Annotated in this window: 14 protein-coding genes; 6 read left to right on the forward strand and 8 right to left on the reverse strand. The window is 42.5% G+C overall.

Annotated features, from left to right (window positions below; genetic code table 11):
- Positions 1–287 precede the first annotated feature (287 nt).
- Entirely contained in the window at positions 288–1706 is a 1419-nt protein-coding gene (locus B9G53_RS22505) for a diguanylate cyclase (RefSeq protein ID WP_094535688.1), read from the reverse strand.
- A gap of 304 nt (positions 1707–2010) precedes the next feature.
- Between B9G53_RS22505 and B9G53_RS22510 the strand changes: the two genes are divergently transcribed.
- Positions 2011–3129 (forward strand): acyl-CoA desaturase, encoded by a 1119-nt coding sequence (locus B9G53_RS22510; RefSeq protein ID WP_094535689.1) that lies wholly within the window; start codon positions 2011–2013, stop codon positions 3127–3129.
- A gap of 88 nt (positions 3130–3217) precedes the next feature.
- On the opposite strand, the gene B9G53_RS22515 is transcribed toward B9G53_RS22510, so the two are convergent.
- A complete protein-coding gene (locus B9G53_RS22515) occupies positions 3218–3439 on the reverse strand; it encodes a hypothetical protein (RefSeq protein ID WP_176453318.1) in 222 nt (73 codons plus the stop codon).
- Positions 3440–3496: 57 nt separating this feature from the next.
- Positions 3497–4981 (reverse strand): glutamate synthase subunit beta, encoded by a 1485-nt coding sequence (locus B9G53_RS22520; RefSeq protein ID WP_094535690.1) that lies wholly within the window; start codon positions 4979–4981, stop codon positions 3497–3499.
- 427 nt (positions 4982–5408) lie between these two features.
- On the opposite strand from B9G53_RS22520, the gene B9G53_RS22530 reads away from it, so the two are divergent.
- On the forward strand, positions 5409–6089 hold the full coding sequence (locus B9G53_RS22530) for a hypothetical protein (RefSeq protein WP_094535692.1): 681 nt from the start codon (positions 5409–5411) through the stop codon (positions 6087–6089).
- Positions 6090–6149: 60 nt separating this feature from the next.
- Here the strand turns inward: B9G53_RS22530 and B9G53_RS22535 are convergent, their stop codons facing one another.
- Positions 6150–6608, reverse strand: coding sequence for a hypothetical protein (locus B9G53_RS22535; protein WP_094535693.1), 459 nt, complete (start codon positions 6606–6608; stop codon positions 6150–6152).
- A gap of 109 nt (positions 6609–6717) precedes the next feature.
- Between B9G53_RS22535 and hisH the strand changes: the two genes are divergently transcribed.
- The 3 genes from hisH (at position 6718) to surE (ending at position 8792) form a co-directional block, all read left to right on the forward strand.
- Positions 6718–7341, forward strand: coding sequence for an imidazole glycerol phosphate synthase subunit HisH (hisH, locus tag B9G53_RS22540; protein WP_094535694.1), 624 nt, complete (start codon positions 6718–6720; stop codon positions 7339–7341).
- A gap of 26 nt (positions 7342–7367) precedes the next feature.
- Complete coding sequence (locus B9G53_RS22545; protein WP_094535695.1) at positions 7368–7895, forward strand: DUF2808 domain-containing protein; 528 nt, start codon at positions 7368–7370, stop codon at positions 7893–7895.
- Between the two features lie 111 nt (positions 7896–8006).
- A complete protein-coding gene (gene surE, locus B9G53_RS22550; protein ID WP_094535696.1) occupies positions 8007–8792 on the forward strand; it encodes a 5'/3'-nucleotidase SurE in 786 nt (261 codons plus the stop codon).
- Between the two features lie 121 nt (positions 8793–8913).
- On the opposite strand, the gene B9G53_RS22555 is transcribed toward surE, so the two are convergent.
- Both B9G53_RS22555 and B9G53_RS22560 read right to left on the reverse strand, forming a co-directional pair.
- Complete coding sequence (locus B9G53_RS22555) at positions 8914–9822, reverse strand: LD-carboxypeptidase (protein ID WP_094535697.1); 909 nt, start codon at positions 9820–9822, stop codon at positions 8914–8916.
- Between the two features lie 310 nt (positions 9823–10132).
- Positions 10133–14236, reverse strand: coding sequence for a GAF domain-containing protein (locus B9G53_RS22560; protein ID WP_094535698.1), 4104 nt, complete (start codon positions 14234–14236; stop codon positions 10133–10135).
- Positions 14237–14594: 358 nt separating this feature from the next.
- On the opposite strand from B9G53_RS22560, the gene B9G53_RS22565 reads away from it, so the two are divergent.
- A complete protein-coding gene (locus B9G53_RS22565; protein ID WP_094535699.1) occupies positions 14595–14792 on the forward strand; it encodes an IS630 transposase-related protein in 198 nt (65 codons plus the stop codon).
- Positions 14793–14931: 139 nt separating this feature from the next.
- On the opposite strand, the gene B9G53_RS22570 is transcribed toward B9G53_RS22565, so the two are convergent.
- A complete protein-coding gene (locus B9G53_RS22570; RefSeq protein WP_094535700.1) occupies positions 14932–17943 on the reverse strand; it encodes an AAA family ATPase in 3012 nt (1003 codons plus the stop codon).
- Between the two features lie 75 nt (positions 17944–18018).
- The gene (locus B9G53_RS22575) at positions 18019–19344 is read right to left on the reverse strand and encodes a dihydrolipoamide acetyltransferase family protein (RefSeq protein ID WP_094535717.1); all 1326 of its coding nucleotides are present in this window, start codon (positions 19342–19344) and stop codon (positions 18019–18021) included.
- Positions 19345–19424 lie beyond the last annotated feature (80 nt).

Raw genomic sequence — 19424 nt, forward strand, 5'->3', positions numbered from 1 at the left:
TCGTCTTCTTTTTTTTAGGTAACAGAGGTTCTATAATCTCCCACTCTTGATCGCTTAGGCTGCTGCTATATCCCATGTTTGACTCCTTTTTCTACTCTTCCTAAGATACCAAATGGGTTCTATAATCCGGTTAGAGCTTTTATCCCAGAGTTGATTGCAGGACTACTCGGTAATTGCTATAGCAATTACTGATTAAACGAACCAAATATTTTTGTGAAAGTTTTGCTTTGCAAAACTTTCACAAAAATCTTTGGTTCAAATTTGAGCGCAAAGCGATGCAAATATGACTAAAATTTTGTAGCAACAATGCAAGATCTACCTTGGGCTTTTGCTTCATATAAAGCTTGATCGGCATGAAGAATTAATTCTTCAATTTTTGTATCTAGAGAAGGAACGCAAACACTAAGCCCAGCACTGACGGTAACGACATTACTCACCTTTGATTTCTCATGGGGAATGTTTAAATCAGCGATCGCTTTTAACGTCATCGCCGCAATTTTTTCAGCATCGACTAAGGTGGCATCAGGCAACAACAAAGCAAATTCTTCGCCACCATAACGAGCAGCCATATCGGTTTTACGCTGAGCCATATTGCTAATTGTATGGGCAACTTGCTGAAGACAATAATCACCCATTTGATGTCCATAGTAATCGTTGTAAGCTTTGAAATAATCAATATCCAACAAAATTAGAGAAATGGAATGTTGATATCGACAGGCTCGTGCTAACTCCTTTTCGATGACAGTATTAAATGAACGGCGATTAGGAATTTCAGTCAATCCGTCAAGGTAAGATATCTTTTCCAATTGTTGATTGAGAATCAAGATTTCTGCTTGGGCTAATTTTAGAGCCTCTAACTGTTCGCGCGATCGGATGGCAAACCATACGGCGATCGCAATGACAACGGAAAATAGTCCCCCAAAAATTAAAATTCCCTCGGCAACAAAATTCTTCGTTTTGATACCATATTGATTCGTAATATATAACTCAGTTGAATAAAGTGCTTGCCAAAGACAAATAGTAATCGTAAAACCTAAAACACTTAAGATAAGCGGCAACACAACTGAGGGGATTTTTTGCTGAATCTGCCAACTCAAATATCTTGCTTCTAAAATCAACATTATCCCCACAACGATAAAGCCTATCGAAGTATGGATCGCCATCTTCGTTAAATTGCCCCAACCGTAAGCTGCCTCTACATTAGACAAATATCCTAAAAAAGCAACACTTCCCAGCCCCATAATCACCGTCCCCAAAAAACTACCAACCAAAAGTTGGTTCAAACTAAGTTTCTTGGTTGACATTGTGAAGATGGCAAGGCCACTTAACAAAAAGTTTAAAGCTGTATTTGGAGCCATGCGACCAGGTTGCGAAGTACCGATCGTAATGTAATGCTTCATCAATAATTCATCTATCGACAAATTTATCCCCCAAATATGTTGGACTAGGGTCAATCCGCCTAATAAAACTAGTCCAATCCCAATATATTTGATAAATTTCCTGCGATTATTGGTCGCACTCAAGATCGCTAGACCTATAAGCCCAAATCCTAGAGCCGTATTAAACTGCATCGGCACAAATTGAGGATGGATCTGAATCAACCTTGCAGAACCGATATACCATCCCCATATCACCGTCAAACCTAGGGCTAGCAATAAAAATGCACCAATGTTAATGCAAAATCTTAAAAAAGTGTATCTATGCATCTTTAATAATGAAAGTTGGCAAATTTAATTCGCACATCTTTTTTGCAAATCGTTTAGGGAATATTCATGGGAATCATGTTATACCAAATCACAAAAGTGTTGGCACACCTTTGTGATTTGGTATAACATCAGAAAGATAGTGCGATCGCTTGCCAAAAGCTTTTTTACTGTGGGAAAAACAATTTTTTGCCGAATAAAGCTCAGATTTGAGTTTTAATTTTGATTTTCTAAAGTTTTATAACACTTTAGAAAATTAGTATAAGTGAAAAATTATAAATACGATATTGATTAGAAATGTTAAAAGATGCAAGAGCGAAACGGATCTCAACAGTTTGTGATTAGTTCCGAGCAAGAACCAGCTAAGAAACTAAAATTTGCCAAGAATAGTGGATTTCAGACTGAACTGAGAAGACGAGTAGACCAACTTTTTCAAAGTAGTGATCTTAGAGAACGTGATTGTTCACGGATGTACATGAAGACAGCGATTTTGCTGTTTAGCTTAATCGGGTTATATACTGCCTTAGTTTTCTTTGCCCAGACATGGTGGCAAGTGGTTCCCCTTTGTATAGCCCTTGGGGTCGTCACCGCAGGAATCGGTTTTAGTATTCAGCACGATGGCGCACACCATGCATATTCAAATATTGCATGGGTAAATAAGCTCATGTCCATGAGTTTAGATTTAATCGGTGGCAGTTCCTATATTTGGCATTGGAAACATGATGTTCTGCATCATACCTATACCAATATTGCTGGCTACGATATGGATCTAGAAGTAGGAATCTTTGGGCGGCTTTCTCCTTCCCATCCCAGACTTCTATTTCATCGGTGGCAACATTATTATCTTTGGCTGCTGTACGGTTTGTTAGCGATCAAGTGGCATTTTTATGATGATTTTTATTGCTTGATCACTGGCAAAATTGGCGATCGCACCTATCCTCGTCCTACCAAAAGCAATCTTGCGATTTTCTTTGGGGGTAAGCTCATTTTCTTCACACTTGCCTTTGCTATTCCCTTACTATTTCACTCAGTATGGAAGGTTTTAGCCAGTTATACGTTAGTCGCTGTAACTTTGGGCATCGTACTGAGTGTGGTATTTCAACTAGCCCATGTAGTTGAAGAAGCAGATTTTCCACTTCCTCTGGCAGAAGCTAACATCATTGAGAATGATTGGGCGATTCATCAAATTGAAACAACGGTGAATTTCTCCCGTAATAATCCCTTTGTGACATGGCTAGTTGGCGGCTTAAACTTCCAAGTTGAACATCATTTATTCCCGAATATTTGTCATGTTAATTATCCTGCAATTTCCAAAGTAGTTGAGCAGACCTGTCTAGAGTTTGGTGTGAGATACAACTATCACACTTCTTTCTGGGCGGGTTGTCTCTCTCACTTCCATTGGTTGCGCCGCTTGGGAAGCATATAAAAAAAGAGCGCCTAGCGCTCTTTTTTTATATGCAATTTGAAAAGAGTGCGCCCCTTCGGGGCGCACTCTCTTCAAATATTTGGGGTTGTTAATAACTATCGGTTTTACTGACAGTCGTATTAATTAGTTGTTGATTTGCTTGATTGAGACGATCGGCGATCGCTTCTCGCACATCACGATTTACATGAGTATCAGCAAGAACTTCCTGTGCCATTTCTCGATATTCGGCACTAGTGGTGAGATCCACTTGATCGAGTTGGTTGAGATTTTCATAGATAGTCTCAGGAGAAACCAACACATTACTTTCCATAGTTCATTCCTTACTTTATGACAGGCAAGGGGCTTAAGCCCCTTGTTATAGATTGATTTAGGGTAAATCTGTATTACCCATAAGATAGCGATCGCATTCACGAGCAGCACCACGACCTTCGTTAATCGCCCAGACGATTAGACTTTGTCCACGGCGACAGTCTCCTGCGGCAAAAACGCTAGGTAGACTAGTAGTAAATTGACCGTGATTTGCTTTGACATTACTACGAGGATCGCGTTCCACTCCTAGGGAATCCAGTAAAGGTTGTTCTGGACCTAGGAAACCCATTGCCAGCAAAACAATCTGAGCAGGAATTACCTTTTCAGTACCAGCTACTTGCTTGGGAACGAACTGCCCTTTATCATTGCGTTCCCATTGCACTTGCACAGTGTGAACAGCTTTGACCTGACCGTTTTCATCTCCCTCGATCTTAGTCGCAGTCGTGATATAAGCTCTAGGATCGTCACCAAACTTTGCACTCGCTTCTTCCTGTCCGTAGTCCATTTTGTAGACTTTCGGCCATTCAGGCCAAGGGTTGTCCTTAGCACGGATGGCTGGAGGCTTAGGCATGATTTCTAACTGGACAACACTATTGCAACCATGACGAATTGATGTACCTACACAGTCCGTACCTGTATCGCCACCGCCAATAATCACCACATCTTTACCCTGTGCAGAGATAAAGTCATCCCCTGACTTGCCATTGAGCACTGCCTTAGTATTCGCAGTGAGGAATTCCATGGCAAAATGAATACCTTTGAGTTCGCGTCCTTCGATACTCAAATCACGGGGCTTGGTTGCGCCTGTACAGAGTATGACAGCATCAAATTCTTTGAGCAAATCTTCCGCAGGGAGATCCTTTCCAATTTCAGTATTGCAAACAAATTTCACTCCTTCTTGCTCAAGAATACCCAAGCGGCGCAATACCACTTTTTGCTTGTCCAACTTCATGTTGGGAATGCCATACATTAACAATCCCCCTGGGCGATCGGCGCGTTCATAGACCGTAACCCAATGCCCTGCTTTGTTTAGCTGTGCGGCTGCGCTCAATCCTGCGGGACCTGAACCAATCACTGCAACTTTTTTACCCGTCCGTTTAGCAGGTGGTTCGGGGACAATCCAACCTTCTTCCCAGCCCTTATCGATGATGGAGTACTCAATATTCTTGATCGTCACAGGTGGATTCGTGATCCCCAAAACACAGGAACCTTCACAGGGCGCAGGACAAACCCGACCTGTAAATTCTGGGAAATTGTTAGTTTTATGTAGACGATCTAGGGCTTCGCGCCACAGTCCCCGATATACCAAGTCATTCCATTCGGGAATCAGGTTATTGACGGGGCAGCCGCTAGCCATGCCACTGATCAGGTTGCCAGTATGACAAAATGGTGTACCACAGTCCATACATCGAGCGCCCTGTGTGCGGAGATTTTCATCGGGCATATGGACATGAAATTCATCCCAATTTTTGATGCGATCGCTTGGTGGTATTTCCGTCGGTGCTTCGCGAAGGTACTCAATAAATCCTGTCGGTTTTCCCATTGCTTTTCGTTTCTATGTTTTGATGAGTCAGCATTTCTGAAATTATGAAACCAATTTTAGGATTTCCGCGCCTACGGCGCGGAAATCCTAAAATTGGTTTTGATAAGTAAGCTATTTGCTATTTGATCAATAGCCCATAAAGTATTTTTAAACTGCTTAACTTGTTCTAAGTATATTTTACGGGTTTCCTTAATATTAGTTAACGTTGCCATCTGAATAATAAGGAAAAAGTCTTTGGAGATTGACTCCGATTTGAGAAACAGTGTCACAAAACCCAAAAGAAAGATGGTGGAGCTTTGCGCCGCCATCTTTCTTTTGGGTTAAGGTTTGTGAGAGTGTGACACTGCGTGTCACACTCTCACAAACCTTTTAGGATTGCTATATACAAGATTTTCGTTGATTGTATTTTGGTTATATTATTGTTTCTATGATTACCCCACTCAAACGCAAAAATTTTGATGAGCTTATTCCTGCTGTACCTACCTCAGAGCAGTATCAATACTATTGGGGCGATGGTCAGAGTGTATTTCGTCGCGTTGCCATTTCGATCGCTTGTGTAATTGTATTCACAATCCTCTATAACCGTGTTCACGAAAATAATCCCAGTAGTTTCGCGGCTCTAGTCATGTTTGTCTGTGCAGCTTTGGGCGGATTGTATTGGATGTTAGAGCCAGTCGCACTAGCTAGCATTCGTAATGCCAAGTTGCGCCGCTTTGCCTACTGTGGTTTTTGGCAGGCGGAAGTGTTGGATGTGTATGTCTCTCAGGAAGTACTTGCTCGTGCTGAAAAGGTAAACTCACGGGGACGCATGGATGTTAGTTATGACGCTGAAAGTTTTTTAAATATTGAGCTGGGTGATGAGACGGAGTTTGTAACGACTTTACGCTTACCGATGAAGCGCGAACTGAAGCGGATTCGACCTGAGCAAACAGTATATATGCTGCTATTTTCTAACGATCGCCGCTTTGGTCGGGTTAGCCGCATCACTTCTGATGCCTATATTCCCCAATACAATCTCTGGGTGGGAGATTATCCTTATTTGCGTCGTGACACTTTTGTAGATCTGACTAAATATATGGTCAAGCGATCGCAGAAAGTAACTAGCTAAATCGCAAAGCCCAAATAAAGAATTAGTGGCGCGGCGTTGCCGCGCCACTAATTCTTTATTTTAAAATTGTTGTTGAAAAAGTATGGGGGCATTGACCCGAAATGGCTCTGCACCTAGGGATTTTGGGTCGATGCGCCAGCGTTCTTCTATGGTGCTGTATTCGGCAATCTTCTGATCGCGGCGATTATGCAGCATGACATTAAAATTTTGTTTTTGGGCTTCAGTGCCGAGCTTAAATAGAAAACTAAAACGCTGCAAATAATCAGAGGCTATCCATCTAGTTGTATTAATCGTGACGATCGCCTGTTTAGCCTCGGCATCGATCTCAATATTTTCCACCCAACCTTCTTGCAAGCGTTGAGTTTTCCACCAGAGACTTGGCTCGACTGGTGCTTGAGGGATGGTGATCACCTCCTCTGCTGAGGTCTGACTTACAATCACCAATGGTGCGATCGCGCCAATACTTAGCGCTAATAAAACGTGACTAATAATTGATTTGCCAACTAATTTGTTCGTCATCCTAAACCTCATAACGTATTTTTCAGGACTTCAGCCATTATAATCGCTTTAGAAAGCGCAAAGGAGCTTAAAGTTCCCCGTTGCAAGACTATCAAGCAGGAGTAACATCATGCCAGTTGTGGCAGTGATTGACTACGATATGGGCAACTTACACTCAGCCTGTAAAGGGCTAGAGATGGCAGGAGCCACCCCCATAGTGACCAATGATCCGCACAAGCTAGCCGCCGCCGATGGGATTGTTTTACCAGGTGTTGGTTCATTTGATCCCGCAATGCAAAAATTGCGGGCGACGAATCTAGAGCAACCCATCCATGAAGCGATCGCGTCTGGTAAACCATTTTTAGGAATTTGCTTGGGGATGCAAATTTTATTTGAGAGCAGTGAAGAGGGGCAAGAATCGGGATTGGGACTCATCAAGGGACAGGTTAAGCGATTTAGCCATGAGCCAAGCCTGACGATCCCACATATGGGCTGGAACCAGCTAGAACTAAAACAAACTAATTGTCCGCTTTGGCAAGACTTGGGCGCTAGTCCTTGGATGTATTTTGTGCATTCCTACTACACTGCACCTGTTGATGACTCAGTAACAGCAGCGACGACAACCCACGGTAGCCAGACTGTGACTGTGGCGATCGCCAAAGATAATCTCATGGCTGTACAATTTCATCCCGAAAAATCATCCACTGACGGGATACATTTGCTATCAAATTTCGTCAGAATGATCAGTGCGTAGCATAATAGTAGAATCTTGAGAGATTTATGAAGATCCAAATGATCAAAAAACTGGGTATTGTTTCTTGTCTGGCTGTAGCTTGTGCTGTGGTTTCGCCATCTGTAGTTCGCGCCCAATCCAATGCAGGATTCATTTTATTTGGCGGAATCAAGGATAGCGCACTTGACTATTGCCTCGACAGTGGCAGCAGTGGTCGTAATGATCGATACTATCTAGAAGTAAAACCACAAAAATTTAAAGTTTCCGAAGTAATCATTACCTATCCTGATCACTTTACTGGTAGCTTTGATACGTCAGATATCAAACTGCGCGTAACGGATCAATGCCGTGGGGGCAAAGATTTAGAAATTGAATCAGCAACTTGGGATAAAGAAACTCGCCGCATCACGATCATTCCTAAAGAAGCAATTCCTTCCAAAACAGCCTTACGAGCCGTGTTATCTAATGTAAGAAATCCTGACTACAGTGGTTTCTATCAGTTTGATGGCAGAGTTATGCGTGCCGATATTCCCGTCCCAGTTTATATTGGCTCATGGGTAATTACCCTTGACTAAAACTATAAAAGTTTGCTAATAACTCAACGAAAATAGAGGAGGGTGCTAAGCACCCTCCTCTATTTTCTGGTTTTATTGATATAGTTTTTCAGACCTTGTGCAACTTCAAGTATGAACATTTTAATTAGTAATGATGATGGCATTTATGCAGCGGGGGTAAGAGCGTTAGCTGAGGCTCTGAGTGATACTGAGCATCGGATTACGGTGGTATGTCCAGATCGAGAGCGATCGGCTACAGGACATGCCCTAACTTTGCAAGAACCTTTACGAGTTGATCAAATCGAAGGGGTTTATCCATCCAATATTGAAGCTTGGGCTTGCTCTGGTACACCTTCGGACACAGTGAAATTAGCACTTGATGCATTATTAAGCGATCGCCCTGATCTCGTATTATCAGGCATTAATCGCGGTGCAAATTTAGGAACTGATGTTTTATACTCTGGAACAGTATCGGCAGCAATGGAAGGCGTACTGGAAGGTGTGCCAAGTATTGCTTTTAGTTTGACTAGCTTTGCCCATTTAGATTTTAGCGCGGCGGCAAATTTCGCTAAGAAAATGGTCAATATGATCGCAACTTATCCACTAGAAGAAGCAATTCTCTTGAATGTAAATATTCCTGCCATTCCAGAGTCAGATATTTGCGGTGCTGTTGTTACTCGTTTAGGAATTCGTCGCTATAAGGATTTATTTGAAAAACGTATTGATCCGCGTGGCAAAACTTACTACTGGCTATCAGGTGTAGTGGTTGAAGAAGAAGCAGAAGCTGATACAGATATTCAAGCGATTAGAGATAATTACGTGACGATTACGCCCCTCAAATATGACTTAACTCTAGCCACGGCAATTCCTTTTATGAATACATGGACAGAAAAGCTAACCACTCTGACAGGATCGTAATACATACAGCGCTTTACGCTCAAACCCAAACCAAGAAAAAATTTGAAAGCGTTGCTAAGCAACGCTTTCAAATTTTTTCTTGTGGTTCGTTTGATCAGCAATAGCTGTAAGAGCGGCGCTTTTATGTATTTGGGCGCGAATAGGTTAGAGTTCCTTGATTGGCATCAATCTCTGCCATGCAGCCAACAGGTAGCGGCGCATTTTCGCCATCATGCCCAAAGGGTAAGTTCATCACAATCGGAATTCCTAAATCCGTCAGGCGATCGCGCCATACTTCTTCCATTGTAAAACTGGGAGTAGAAACTTCTGATTGGCTAAACCGACCGATCACAATACCTTTTAACTTTTGCAGATGCCCCGACCAACGCCAATGGGTTAACATGCGATCAACTCGATAAGGAGCCTCGGATACATCTTCAATTGCTAGAATTACATTTTCCAGATCAGGACAAATATCTGTACCAATGATATGCGTTGCGAGAGTTAAGTTTGCGGGTAAGAGAACGCCTGTAGCTTGTCCATTTCCCCATCCTTCTCCTGACAAGGTGATCGCATTAATTTTTCCTTCGAGCCAATCAAATAACTGCTGTTGCGATCGCTCAGGTTCATTGCCTAACGTCGTGATTACTGGCGCATGTAAGCCACCAATTCCCTTATGTTTAGCAAAGCCCCAGAGTAGCGCCGTAATATCAGAAAAACCGATTAACCATTTAGGGCGATCGCTCAGTTCTTGCCAATCGATTTTTTCGAGTAGGCGCATCGAGCCATAACCACCCCGCGCACAGGCGATCGCCACAGAGTCAGGATCATTCCATGCATCAATTAATTGCTGACACCGTTCCTCATCGGTTCCTGCCAGATAGCCCCAAGGCTGACTGAGATGCTCAGGTATCACCAGTTCATAACCGCGATCGCGCCAGACTTTTAGCCCTTGCTCAAAGCGTTCCCATTCACGCAATGCACCACTCGGAGCAATGACACGAACTTTTTGAGAGGGGGTAATAATCGAAGGGAATTTAGTTGAATGCATAGTTTATAAATATAGCAATTACTCACTGATGTTACGTGAAAAGAATTCTTGCTATGGCATAAGTCTGGGGCTTGCCCTGTGGCACAGCCCCTTGTATCTAGGAAGAAAAGTATAGCAATGTAAGTTTTGCTTAGAACATAAAACCCAAAAGATGAGTGGCGGCGCTTTGCACCGCCACTCATCTTTTGGGTTTTGAAAGGATAAAATCTTTACTGAACTCCGACAAAATTCAGACAAAATTCAAATTGTTTATGTACGGGCAATCCCCCCGTGGTTGCCCCTGCTTGTCTATCAGCAGGAGATGTGTCATCTACTTTCCACGTAACATCAGTAAATTATTAGAATTTTGGATTTGTTCTATACCAATGATAATTTGTTCTAAAAGAATTTTGGCATTTTCAGGTAATTCTCTTTTTTTACTAGTTTCTTCCAATATACTAGCTCGTTTAGCAATACCTGTAATCCCGATCGCGGCACTAGAGCCTTTAATAAAATGGGCTTCATGCTCAACTTCAGCATACTGCTGTTGAGAGATGGCGATTTCTAGTGCTTCTAAATGTTCAGGCAATGAGCTAACAAAAGCCTGTAGAAGTTCTTGCTTAAATTCAGTATTTCCGCCAGATATTTCCTCAAGATATTCCCAATCTATTTCTATAATAAATTCAGAATTAGTGGAACTTTGATCTAGCTTATTAGTGGGATAGATATTCAACAAAGAATCTTCAACGTCAGAATTTAACTCAGAATTTAACTTAGTTGAACTGCGATTAGCAAATACTTGTCCCCAGTGAGATAGTTTTTTCACTAAATCTTCCTTACGCACAGGTTTACTTAGATAATCATCCATCCCTGAAGCTAAACAGCGATCGCGATCTTCTTGCATAGCGTTAGCCGTCAGCGCAATGATAATCACATTAGCCCCAGAATAACCTGCTGCTGCTTCTAAAGCCCGAATTTGGCGACTGGCGCTATAACCATCTAAAATCGGCATTTGACAATCCATCAAAATGATATCGTAATGGATTTGCGAAAACAGCTCTAAAACCTCCTGTCCATTTGCCGCGATATCAGCCTGATATCCTAAACTCTGAAGCTGATTAATCGCCACTTTTTGATTAACTAAACTATCCTCGGCAAGTAAAATTTTTAGATTGGATGGTAAGACGGGAGGAAGAATACATAACGGATAAATGGGAGGTTCAAAAACTAATTTCTGGGTAATCCCTGAGATGCTTTCAATCAAACAATGTAAAAGACGCATCTTGCGAACAGGTTTGCGAAGATACTCAGTAAACCCAATCTCGATCATGCGCGTAGCATCTCCACTTTGATCGAGAGATGTCAACATCACCAAGTGGATATCTTTGAGATTTGCAGAACTTTTAATTTGTATCCCTAGTTGCTCACCATCAAGTTCAGGCATTTGTTTATCAAGGATGGCAATTTGATATGGATCAGTTTCGGCGATCGCCCTCTCTAGATAAGATAAGGTCAAACTAGATTGCTGAATTGTATCAACACGCATCCCAAAGCTACTGAGTTGATGATAGAGAATATTGCAATTAGTAATACTATCGTCAACTACAAGTACTCTCACACCTTCTAAGATTTCAGCACCCGCATCGTTGCGAGGACATTCGCTCTGTTTCTGAAATGTAACTACAAACCAAAAAGTCGAACCTCTATTCTCTTCACTTTGGAGATGGATTTCACCACCCATTAACTCTACAATTTGCTTACATATTGCTAAGCCTAAGCCAGTACCACCGTATTGACGAGTTGTCGAGGCATCAACTTGAGTAAATGGCTGAAACAACTTTGTTTGGGCTGCTAGGGAAATACCAATACCAGTATCAATAATCGCAAACTTCAAAACTGCATCACTCTCAAATTCGGATTGGAGCGTTACCTCAATTGTGACTTCACCTTTTGCGGTAAACTTGATGGCATTGTTAGTCAAATTTAGTAAAACTTGGCGTAGACGACTAACATCACCTCGTAAACATTTTGGCACATTGGGATGAATAAATGATGCTAGTTCAATGCCTTTAAAATACGCTGATGGCGCGAGAATTTCTGTGATCTCTTCGATGCTGACATCTAAATCAAAGTCAAGATTCTCTAATTGCATTTCACCTGCTTCTAATTTAGAGAAGTCGAGAATTTCATTGATTAAATTTAATAAGTGATCGCCACTAGAACGAATTGTGTTGGCAAAGTCTCTCTGACGAGCATCGAGATCTGTGTCCAGTAATAATCCTGTCATGCCGATTACCGCGTTCATAGGAGTGCGAATCTCATGACTCATGGTTGCTAAGAAAGAACTTTTTGCCATTGTGGCTTGTTCAGCTTCTAAACGGGCATTCTCCAAGGCAACATTCTGCTCTTGCAAAAGTTTAAGTTGTTCTTTTTCTTGAGCCAGCAATCGTGACTGGGAGATCGCAATCCCAATTTGATCGGCAAGTTGGCTCATTAGGTTGATTTCAAAGGATTCCCAATGTCTTGGTGCTGAACATTGATGGGCGATCAACAATCCCCATAACTGCTCATTTTCAAGAATGGGAACAACTAGATTTGCTTGTACTTGGAAACTTGTCAAAAGTTCCTTGTGGCATTCACTGAGATCAGACTCAGCAACATGATCGATCGCTAACTTTCGTCCTTTTTGATAGAATTGCCAATATCCTGATTGAAAGCAAGTATCTTGAATATTCGTATTCAATGAGGATCGCCATTTCGGATTGATGGATTCTACTTCTACAGATCCACTCCAATCAGACTGAAATCGGTAAATGAGGACACGATCGGCTCTTACAAATTTGCGGATCTCGCCAACAGATGTATTGAGAATCTCTTTCAGATTTAAGGATTGGCGAATGCGTAAAGCTATATCAGATAGTAGAAGCGATCGCCAGTTCTGTTTGTGTAAGTCTCTTTCAACCTTACGCTTTTCCATGAATTGACCGATCTGTCTACTGATCGCTGTGACTACGTTAAGTAGTTCGGGACTAGAATTTTGGCATTGACGGCTGAACATCGTAATCACAGCTAGAATTGTCTCATTCTCACCACATACAGGAAAACTTAATGCATAGTTGATACCTACTTTTTTAACAGCTTCTGATTTGTAAAAATTAGGATATTGGTCAATCTCCACACACTTAGCAGATCCCTCAGCCCAAACCGAACCAATCAAACCAGATCCATATTCAACTGACATTAGTTGATGCATTTGGATTAGTTCTGTTGCGTCAATTGTTGGTTTGGTATAACTCGTCATGAGGGTCAAAGTGCGGGGATAGTTACTGGTAAGCCACAGTTCTGCAATATCCCAAGATAATTGTTCACACAATGTGCGTAAGATGCGGATTGCCGCGCTACTAAAGCTAGATGATTCGGTTAGAACTCGCGCGATTTGATTTTGGGCAGACACCAATTTTTCGGTTTGCTGGCGATGAAAGCGATCTTGTTCAGCTTCCTTTTGAGAAGTAATATCTTTAGCAACGCCTAGAAATCCTGTAATCTCTTTCTGCTCGTTACGAATGGCTGTAATCGATAGTAAAACAGGAATGCGATCGCCATTCTTACAAATATAAGTCCAGTCTTTCTCAAATACTTCTCCCAACTTTGCCTTAGCTGTAAATACTTCAAAGCCAACTTCAATAGGTTGATTTAATTCGGCTGATAATTGATGTGAACTCTCTGTGATTTCTTCAATATCATGGAAGATTTCAGGGCTTTTGCCTATGATCTCTGATGCGTTATATCCCAACATCAATTCTGCACCTGAGTTAAAGGATTGAATAGTACCTTGCAAGTCAGTGGCAATAATTGCCAAATTCACACTATCCAAAATTGCTTGTTGCAGCATCGATACTTTCTTCGAGGACTCAAGTACAGTTACAAGGAGATTTGCAGCTTCATTGTTGCGCCTTAACTCTAACTGGCTGATGACTAGGCGACTGAGGGCTTCGAGTTGTTGAATTTGGATAGATGTCAAGTTCCGTGGCTGGCGATCTATTACACATAAAGTACCTAAGATGAAATTATCGGAAGTTTTTAAAGGGACACCAGCATAAAAGCGAATATGCGGATCGTTAACTACCAAAGGATTATTAGCAAAACGAGGATCTTGAAGTGTATCGGTCACTAGCAAAATGGCTTCGTTAGCAACTGCATGGGCGCAAAAGGAAATGTCGCGTGGTGTCTCTGATACATCAACACCAATACAGGACTTAAACCATTGCCGATCGCGATCAATTAAAGATATCAAGGAGATCGGTGTGCCGCAGATACTAGCAGCTAGTTGAATCAAGTCATCGTATTCCTGCTCTGGCAATGTATCGAGAATGTTATATCTCTCAAGGGCAGCTTGGCGATCGCTTTCATTCAATGGTACTTGAGGCTTTTGCATAATGTTAGATCAAATAAATATTGTAGTTGATCGCTTATCCCCCCGTTTCGTCGAAACTCTCATAACTATTACAGCGCAAAGTGCTGAATTAAACTCCAGAGAAATTTTTGAAAGCGCTGCAAGCTGTGCTTTCAAAAATTTCTCTGGACTACTCAAAAGCCTTAACAGGCTGTAGTTACAAAAACACCCGATAGGTGTTTTTTTGTGATTATTCAGGATAGTTATAATCCTAAATCCGATTTAGACAGATTGTAAAAAGACAGTTTAGAATGGCGGCGCAAAGCGCCGCCATTCTATAGCAAAAAAGGGAAAGATAGGACATAATATTAAGACAGGAGAGAAAGAAAAAGAACCGAAAATGACAGCAGCTTACAGCATAGATTTACGAGAGAAAGCAGTATCAGCTATTGTTAGAGGAGGAAAAAAGAGTCACGTCTGCCGAACCTTGAACATCAGCAGAAATACCTTAGATCAGTGGCTAAAACGGAGAGAAGATAAAGGAAGTCTAGCACCAGAAGAGTATCGACTTAGTCAAGCTTTCTGCTATCTATCCTAACTATCCATTTTTTTGCTATAGAAGCTACTTGGCAAGCCGCAACTCGATTCTTGGGCTTTATGTCCTAAGCAAAACTTGCATTGTTATATAATTCCCCAAAAAGAGAAAGAATGGCGGCGCTTTGCGCCGCTATTCTTTCTCAGATTCTAACTAATTCTGAACCATTGATTGATTTGCGAACATGAATTTGGGTAGGTAATCGCTCAGCTAAGGACTGAATATGCGTAATCACACCAATCAGACGATCCTGTTGGCGTAAGGATTCGAGGATTTGGGTAACACTTTCGAGGGTTTCACTGTCGAGCGTACCGAACCCTTCATCAAGGAAGAGGCTACCCAGTTCGATTCCCATTGACAATCTTTCCGATAGAGCAAGTGCCATTGAGAGGGAAGCGGCAAAGGTTTCGCCACCTGAGAGCGTTTTGACGCGCCGCTTTTCGCCACCATTCCAATTATCCGCTACCCAATAGTCACCACTTTCAATTTGGAGGATATAGCGATCTTCAGACAGTTGTTGCAAGAGAACTGAGGCTCGATGAGCGAGTTCCTGTTGCAAACTGTCGAGAATATATTCCTGAAAGCGATTGGACTGTAAATCTTGGGCGAGGGTGTGATAGGTTTGCTCTTGCGACTGTAGGGCAATTTTACGCTCTTCCAATTCCTGCGATTCTTGACGTTTTTGTTGGGCTTGCTCTAGCCATGCTTTGATGGAGGCGCGGCTTTCACTTGCTATTTGTAAAGCTTGTTCGGCTTGATGAGATTTCTCCCGCAATTTTGCGATCGCCCGTTCATCGGTTTGGCGATCACTAATTGACTCCGCACACATTTGTAAGCGCGTGGTTACGTCCTGCTCTTGACGCTGATAGTTCTCGATTTGCTGTTGCCATGCGTCCATTTGAGATCGCGCCGTTTGAGCAGCCAGAAATTCTAATTCGGTAAAGTTTACAGAGTTAAGCTCCTTTTGCCAGTTAGATTCCTGTTGCGCTTGCTCAGAAATTGCAAGATCGTGATTTTCTTGAGCTTTAGTTGCCGATTCCTCGCGTTTAGCAAAGGTTTCACGGGCTTGTTGATATTTAGTTTCGATGGCTTTGAGGCGATCGCTTAGTTCCGTCTTTGCTTGCTCAATACTTTGACGCAAGGATTCATAAGTCTTGCCATCGGTAATTTCTAGCAACCGTTGCGAAATTTCCTGTAGTTGCGATGCTCTAAGTACTTTTTCCTGTGCTGATTTATCAGATTCTGTTTGGGCTAATTGCAGATTTTCTTGGCTAGTTTTAAGTTTGTTTTCGACATTTTGACAGGCGATCGCCATTTCCTTTTGTTCAGCAATTAGCTTGAGATAACCAGACTCTTGAGCTTCAAGTACTTGGCGATCGCGCAGGATATCTGCTGCTTGCCAAGCCGATTGGAGAACTTGATCAATCTGTTTTTGTAATTTGGCAACTTGTAATTCTAAATCATTAATTTCTTGATTTTGAGTTTGAAATTGTTGCTGCGAAGCTTCCAGACTTGCCTCAATTTTCACCTTGTCCTGTAATAATTTCGCTAACTGACGTTCAGTGACTTCTTTCTGTTTTAACAATGCTGCCGTATCGATTAATTCTAGTTCAGGAAGTTCAGGTAATCCTGCCAAATTATAAAGATGATTACATACAGGGCAATGATCGCCATCATGCAATTCGGCACGTAAAGCATTAGCATGACTAGTTTGTAAGGCTTGCAGATTAGAAGTTTCCGCTTCCTTGAGAGCATGATTAGCAACTTGAAAATCATTTTCTGCTGTAGCGATCGCCTGTTGCGATTTTTCTAGTTGTTGCGTGAATTTCTGAATTTCAGTTTGTAACTGGGTAGATTTTTGCTGCTGCTTAGTCAGATTATTTTGCAAAATCTGCCATTGCGTGAGAGGTTCGGCAACTTGGCGCAATTGTTCGAGTCTAGCGGGATCATACTGAGAGCTTTTGAGGGAAACTTCAAGGGATTGCAAATTTTGCATAATGGCTTGCAAATCTGATTCTGCTTGAGTTACAGCCTTAGTTGCTTCTTTGAGAACTTGCGATCGCTCTAAAACATTCTGATTAGCACGTTCTAATTCAGTTTCTGATTGTTGTTGCTGTATATGCAGCGATTCAGCCAAGGCGAGATTGCGCTCTTGAGCTTCGATATGGCTTTGGGCGGCGATTTGCTCAGTGCGCGATTGTGCATAGGCTTGTTGCTGCTGATCGAGATCAAGCTTAGCAAGTTCTAGCTGTTTATGCGTATGGGCAAGATCGGCGATCGCAGTTTCCACGCGCTTACGCACAGTTTGTAGGACTGTCCAAGTTCCCATGATCGAATTCGCTAACTGAGCATTTCGCAATTGATTTTCTAAAACTTGGATTTGTGATGCATCCTGTTGCAATTGCGCTAATTTCACGGAAAGCTTTTGATATTGCTGGATTTGAGCAAAGAGTCTTTCCTCAGCTTCTAACAGTTTGTGACTTTGCTTTGCTTGGATGTCCAAGTCAGGAATTGCAATTTCTAGATTTGCTAATTCTAATTGTTGAGATTCTACTTCCTCTTTAGTTGGTGCTTGCATCCCTTCAAGGACTTTATCTAAACCTTCACGCTCAGCTTTAAATCGACTGGTGCGATCGCTTGCCTCCTTCCGCATTTGCTCGAATATTTGAAATCCTGCCAGCTGCCGCAAAATCTCACGCCGCTTACCAGCCTCACCTTTAAGGAATTCATCAAACTGTCCCTGCGGCAAAATGATTACACGGGTAAAAGTCTTAAAGTCCATGCCGATAATCTCTGCGGCGTTTTGGGTACTACATCTTTCCCATTCTTCGCCAACTAATTCTTCTAACATGAAATTTGGAACAGCAGTTTTGCCACGGTTGCGCCATGTGCGGACAGCCTTGTATTCAGTCTGTCGCATCACAAACCGAAATTCTACTCTTAATTGCTTAGCCCCTTGACTGACTAATTCCTTGGGTGAGCTGGGCTTCTGAGATACTTCGTCATACAGTGCAAAGGTCATCGCATCCAAAAGCGAAGTTTTCCCTGCTCCCGTTGCGCCTGTAATCGCAAACAAATCAAGGCTCGTAAAATCTAACAGTTGACGAGTACGAAAACTGGTAAATCCTTCAACAATTAGCTCAAGGGGACGCATCGTGGAACTCCATGTAGAAAAGAGTTGTGATGGCGTGGCGAAGCTGCGCCATCACAACTCTTTTACGATACTAAATTACAGAGTCAAAGACTGAGGATTGGTTTCAATTAGTTTTGCTAAATCCTGTAGGAACTGCGCGGCATGAGCGCCATAAATTACACGGTGGTCGGCAGTGAGGTTAACTTGCATTTGGCTGCTGACCTTAATTGCGCCATCCTTAGTTGCCACAACTTGAGGACGCGAACCACCCACAGCTAAAATTGCGCCAGTTCCAGGAGGCAAAATCGCATCGAAACGATCAACCCCAAACATCCCCAAGTTAGAAATAGTAAATGTGCCAGAGTTATATTCTTCAGGTTGCAATTGCTTAGCACGAGCGCGATCAACTAGTCCTTTCCAATTACGAGAAAGAGTATACAAGTCTGTTTGGTCGGCATTTTGCAACACAGGCGTAATTAAACCACCATCATCCATCGCTACAGCAACGGCAATATTGATATTGCTCTTGTACTCGATACCGCGATCGCTCAAGCTCGCATTCACCAAAGGATGCTTTTGCAAAGTGACTGCCACAGCTTTCGCCAAGAGTGCAGTCATGGTCACGCCCTTAGACTTAACTTGCTTGTACAGAGCATCCAGAGCATCAGTGGTGATGGTATAGCCCACACGGAATGTAGGCACTGAGAGGCTCTGGTTCATGTTATTGATCACAGCCTTTTGCAAAGTCGTTAAGGACTGAGCAGTACCTAGTGCAACAGATGCAGCAGCTTTAGCGGGAGCAGTGGCAACAGCTTTTGTCGGAGTAGATGATACTTGAGCTACAGGAGCAGGAGCAGGCGTAGAGGCTGGGCTTAAAAATGTTTCCACATCGGCGGCAGTAACTCGTCCATTGGGCCCAGTACCCGAAATCTTAGCTAAATCAATACCGTTATCCTTAGCAATGCGCTTGGCTCTAGGGGATACGATTTGACGACCTGATGATGGGGCTGGTGCAGATTTGCGTGGTGAGGAGACAACGACATCAGGGATTGAGGCAACCGATGCGGCTGTGGGAGATGAGACTAGCTTAGCAGGGGTTTCTTCGGATTTTTGGGGCGCAGCCACACCATTTTGCGACGATGCTTGTCCAGCCGCTTTTTGCTTAGCTTCAGCAATTTCTTCTTTGGTTTCGGCAACATAGGCGATCGCTGAACCTACAGGAGCAGATTCGCCTGCGGGAGTAACGATTGCACCGAGATATCCTTCGTAGAAGCTTTCGACATCCATATCGGCTTTGTCAGACTCTACGATCACGACAGTTTCGCCTTTTTCCACCTTGTCTCCTGGTGATTTCACCCAAGAGGTGATTTTGCCTTCGGTCATGGTGGAGCTAAGCGCGGGCATGAAAATTTCGTAAATCATAGGGAATTTGTAAAAATCTATTGCACAACTAACAAAGTCAATGGCTGTCAACGGCTGGAGTCGCAATGCCATCATAAATC

The organism is Pseudanabaena sp. SR411 (assembly GCF_002251945.1).
Taxonomy (GTDB): domain Bacteria; phylum Cyanobacteriota; class Cyanobacteriia; order Pseudanabaenales; family Pseudanabaenaceae; genus Pseudanabaena.

Excerpts from the sequence above, each read along its gene's own strand:
- B9G53_RS22505 (WP_094535688.1), bottom strand. The coding sequence starts at position 1,706 with ATGCATAGATACACTTTTTTAAGATTTTGCATTAACATTGGTGCATTT.
- B9G53_RS22510 (WP_094535689.1), top strand. The coding sequence starts at position 2,011 with ATGCAAGAGCGAAACGGATCTCAACAGTTTGTGATTAGTTCCGAGCAA.
- B9G53_RS22515 (WP_176453318.1), bottom strand. The coding sequence starts at position 3,439 with ATGGAAAGTAATGTGTTGGTTTCTCCTGAGACTATCTATGAAAATCTC.
- B9G53_RS22520 (WP_094535690.1), bottom strand. The coding sequence starts at position 4,981 with ATGGGAAAACCGACAGGATTTATTGAGTACCTTCGCGAAGCACCGACG.
- B9G53_RS22530 (WP_094535692.1), top strand. The coding sequence starts at position 5,409 with ATGATTACCCCACTCAAACGCAAAAATTTTGATGAGCTTATTCCTGCT.
- B9G53_RS22535 (WP_094535693.1), bottom strand. The coding sequence starts at position 6,608 with ATGACGAACAAATTAGTTGGCAAATCAATTATTAGTCACGTTTTATTA.
- hisH (WP_094535694.1), top strand. The coding sequence starts at position 6,718 with ATGCCAGTTGTGGCAGTGATTGACTACGATATGGGCAACTTACACTCA.
- B9G53_RS22545 (WP_094535695.1), top strand. The coding sequence starts at position 7,368 with ATGAAGATCCAAATGATCAAAAAACTGGGTATTGTTTCTTGTCTGGCT.
- surE (WP_094535696.1), top strand. The coding sequence starts at position 8,007 with ATGAACATTTTAATTAGTAATGATGATGGCATTTATGCAGCGGGGGTA.
- B9G53_RS22555 (WP_094535697.1), bottom strand. The coding sequence starts at position 9,822 with ATGCATTCAACTAAATTCCCTTCGATTATTACCCCCTCTCAAAAAGTT.
- B9G53_RS22560 (WP_094535698.1), bottom strand. The coding sequence starts at position 14,236 with ATGCAAAAGCCTCAAGTACCATTGAATGAAAGCGATCGCCAAGCTGCC.
- B9G53_RS22565 (WP_094535699.1), top strand. The coding sequence starts at position 14,595 with ATGACAGCAGCTTACAGCATAGATTTACGAGAGAAAGCAGTATCAGCT.
- B9G53_RS22570 (WP_094535700.1), bottom strand. The coding sequence starts at position 17,943 with ATGCGTCCCCTTGAGCTAATTGTTGAAGGATTTACCAGTTTTCGTACT.
- B9G53_RS22575 (WP_094535717.1), bottom strand. The coding sequence starts at position 19,344 with ATGATTTACGAAATTTTCATGCCCGCGCTTAGCTCCACCATGACCGAA.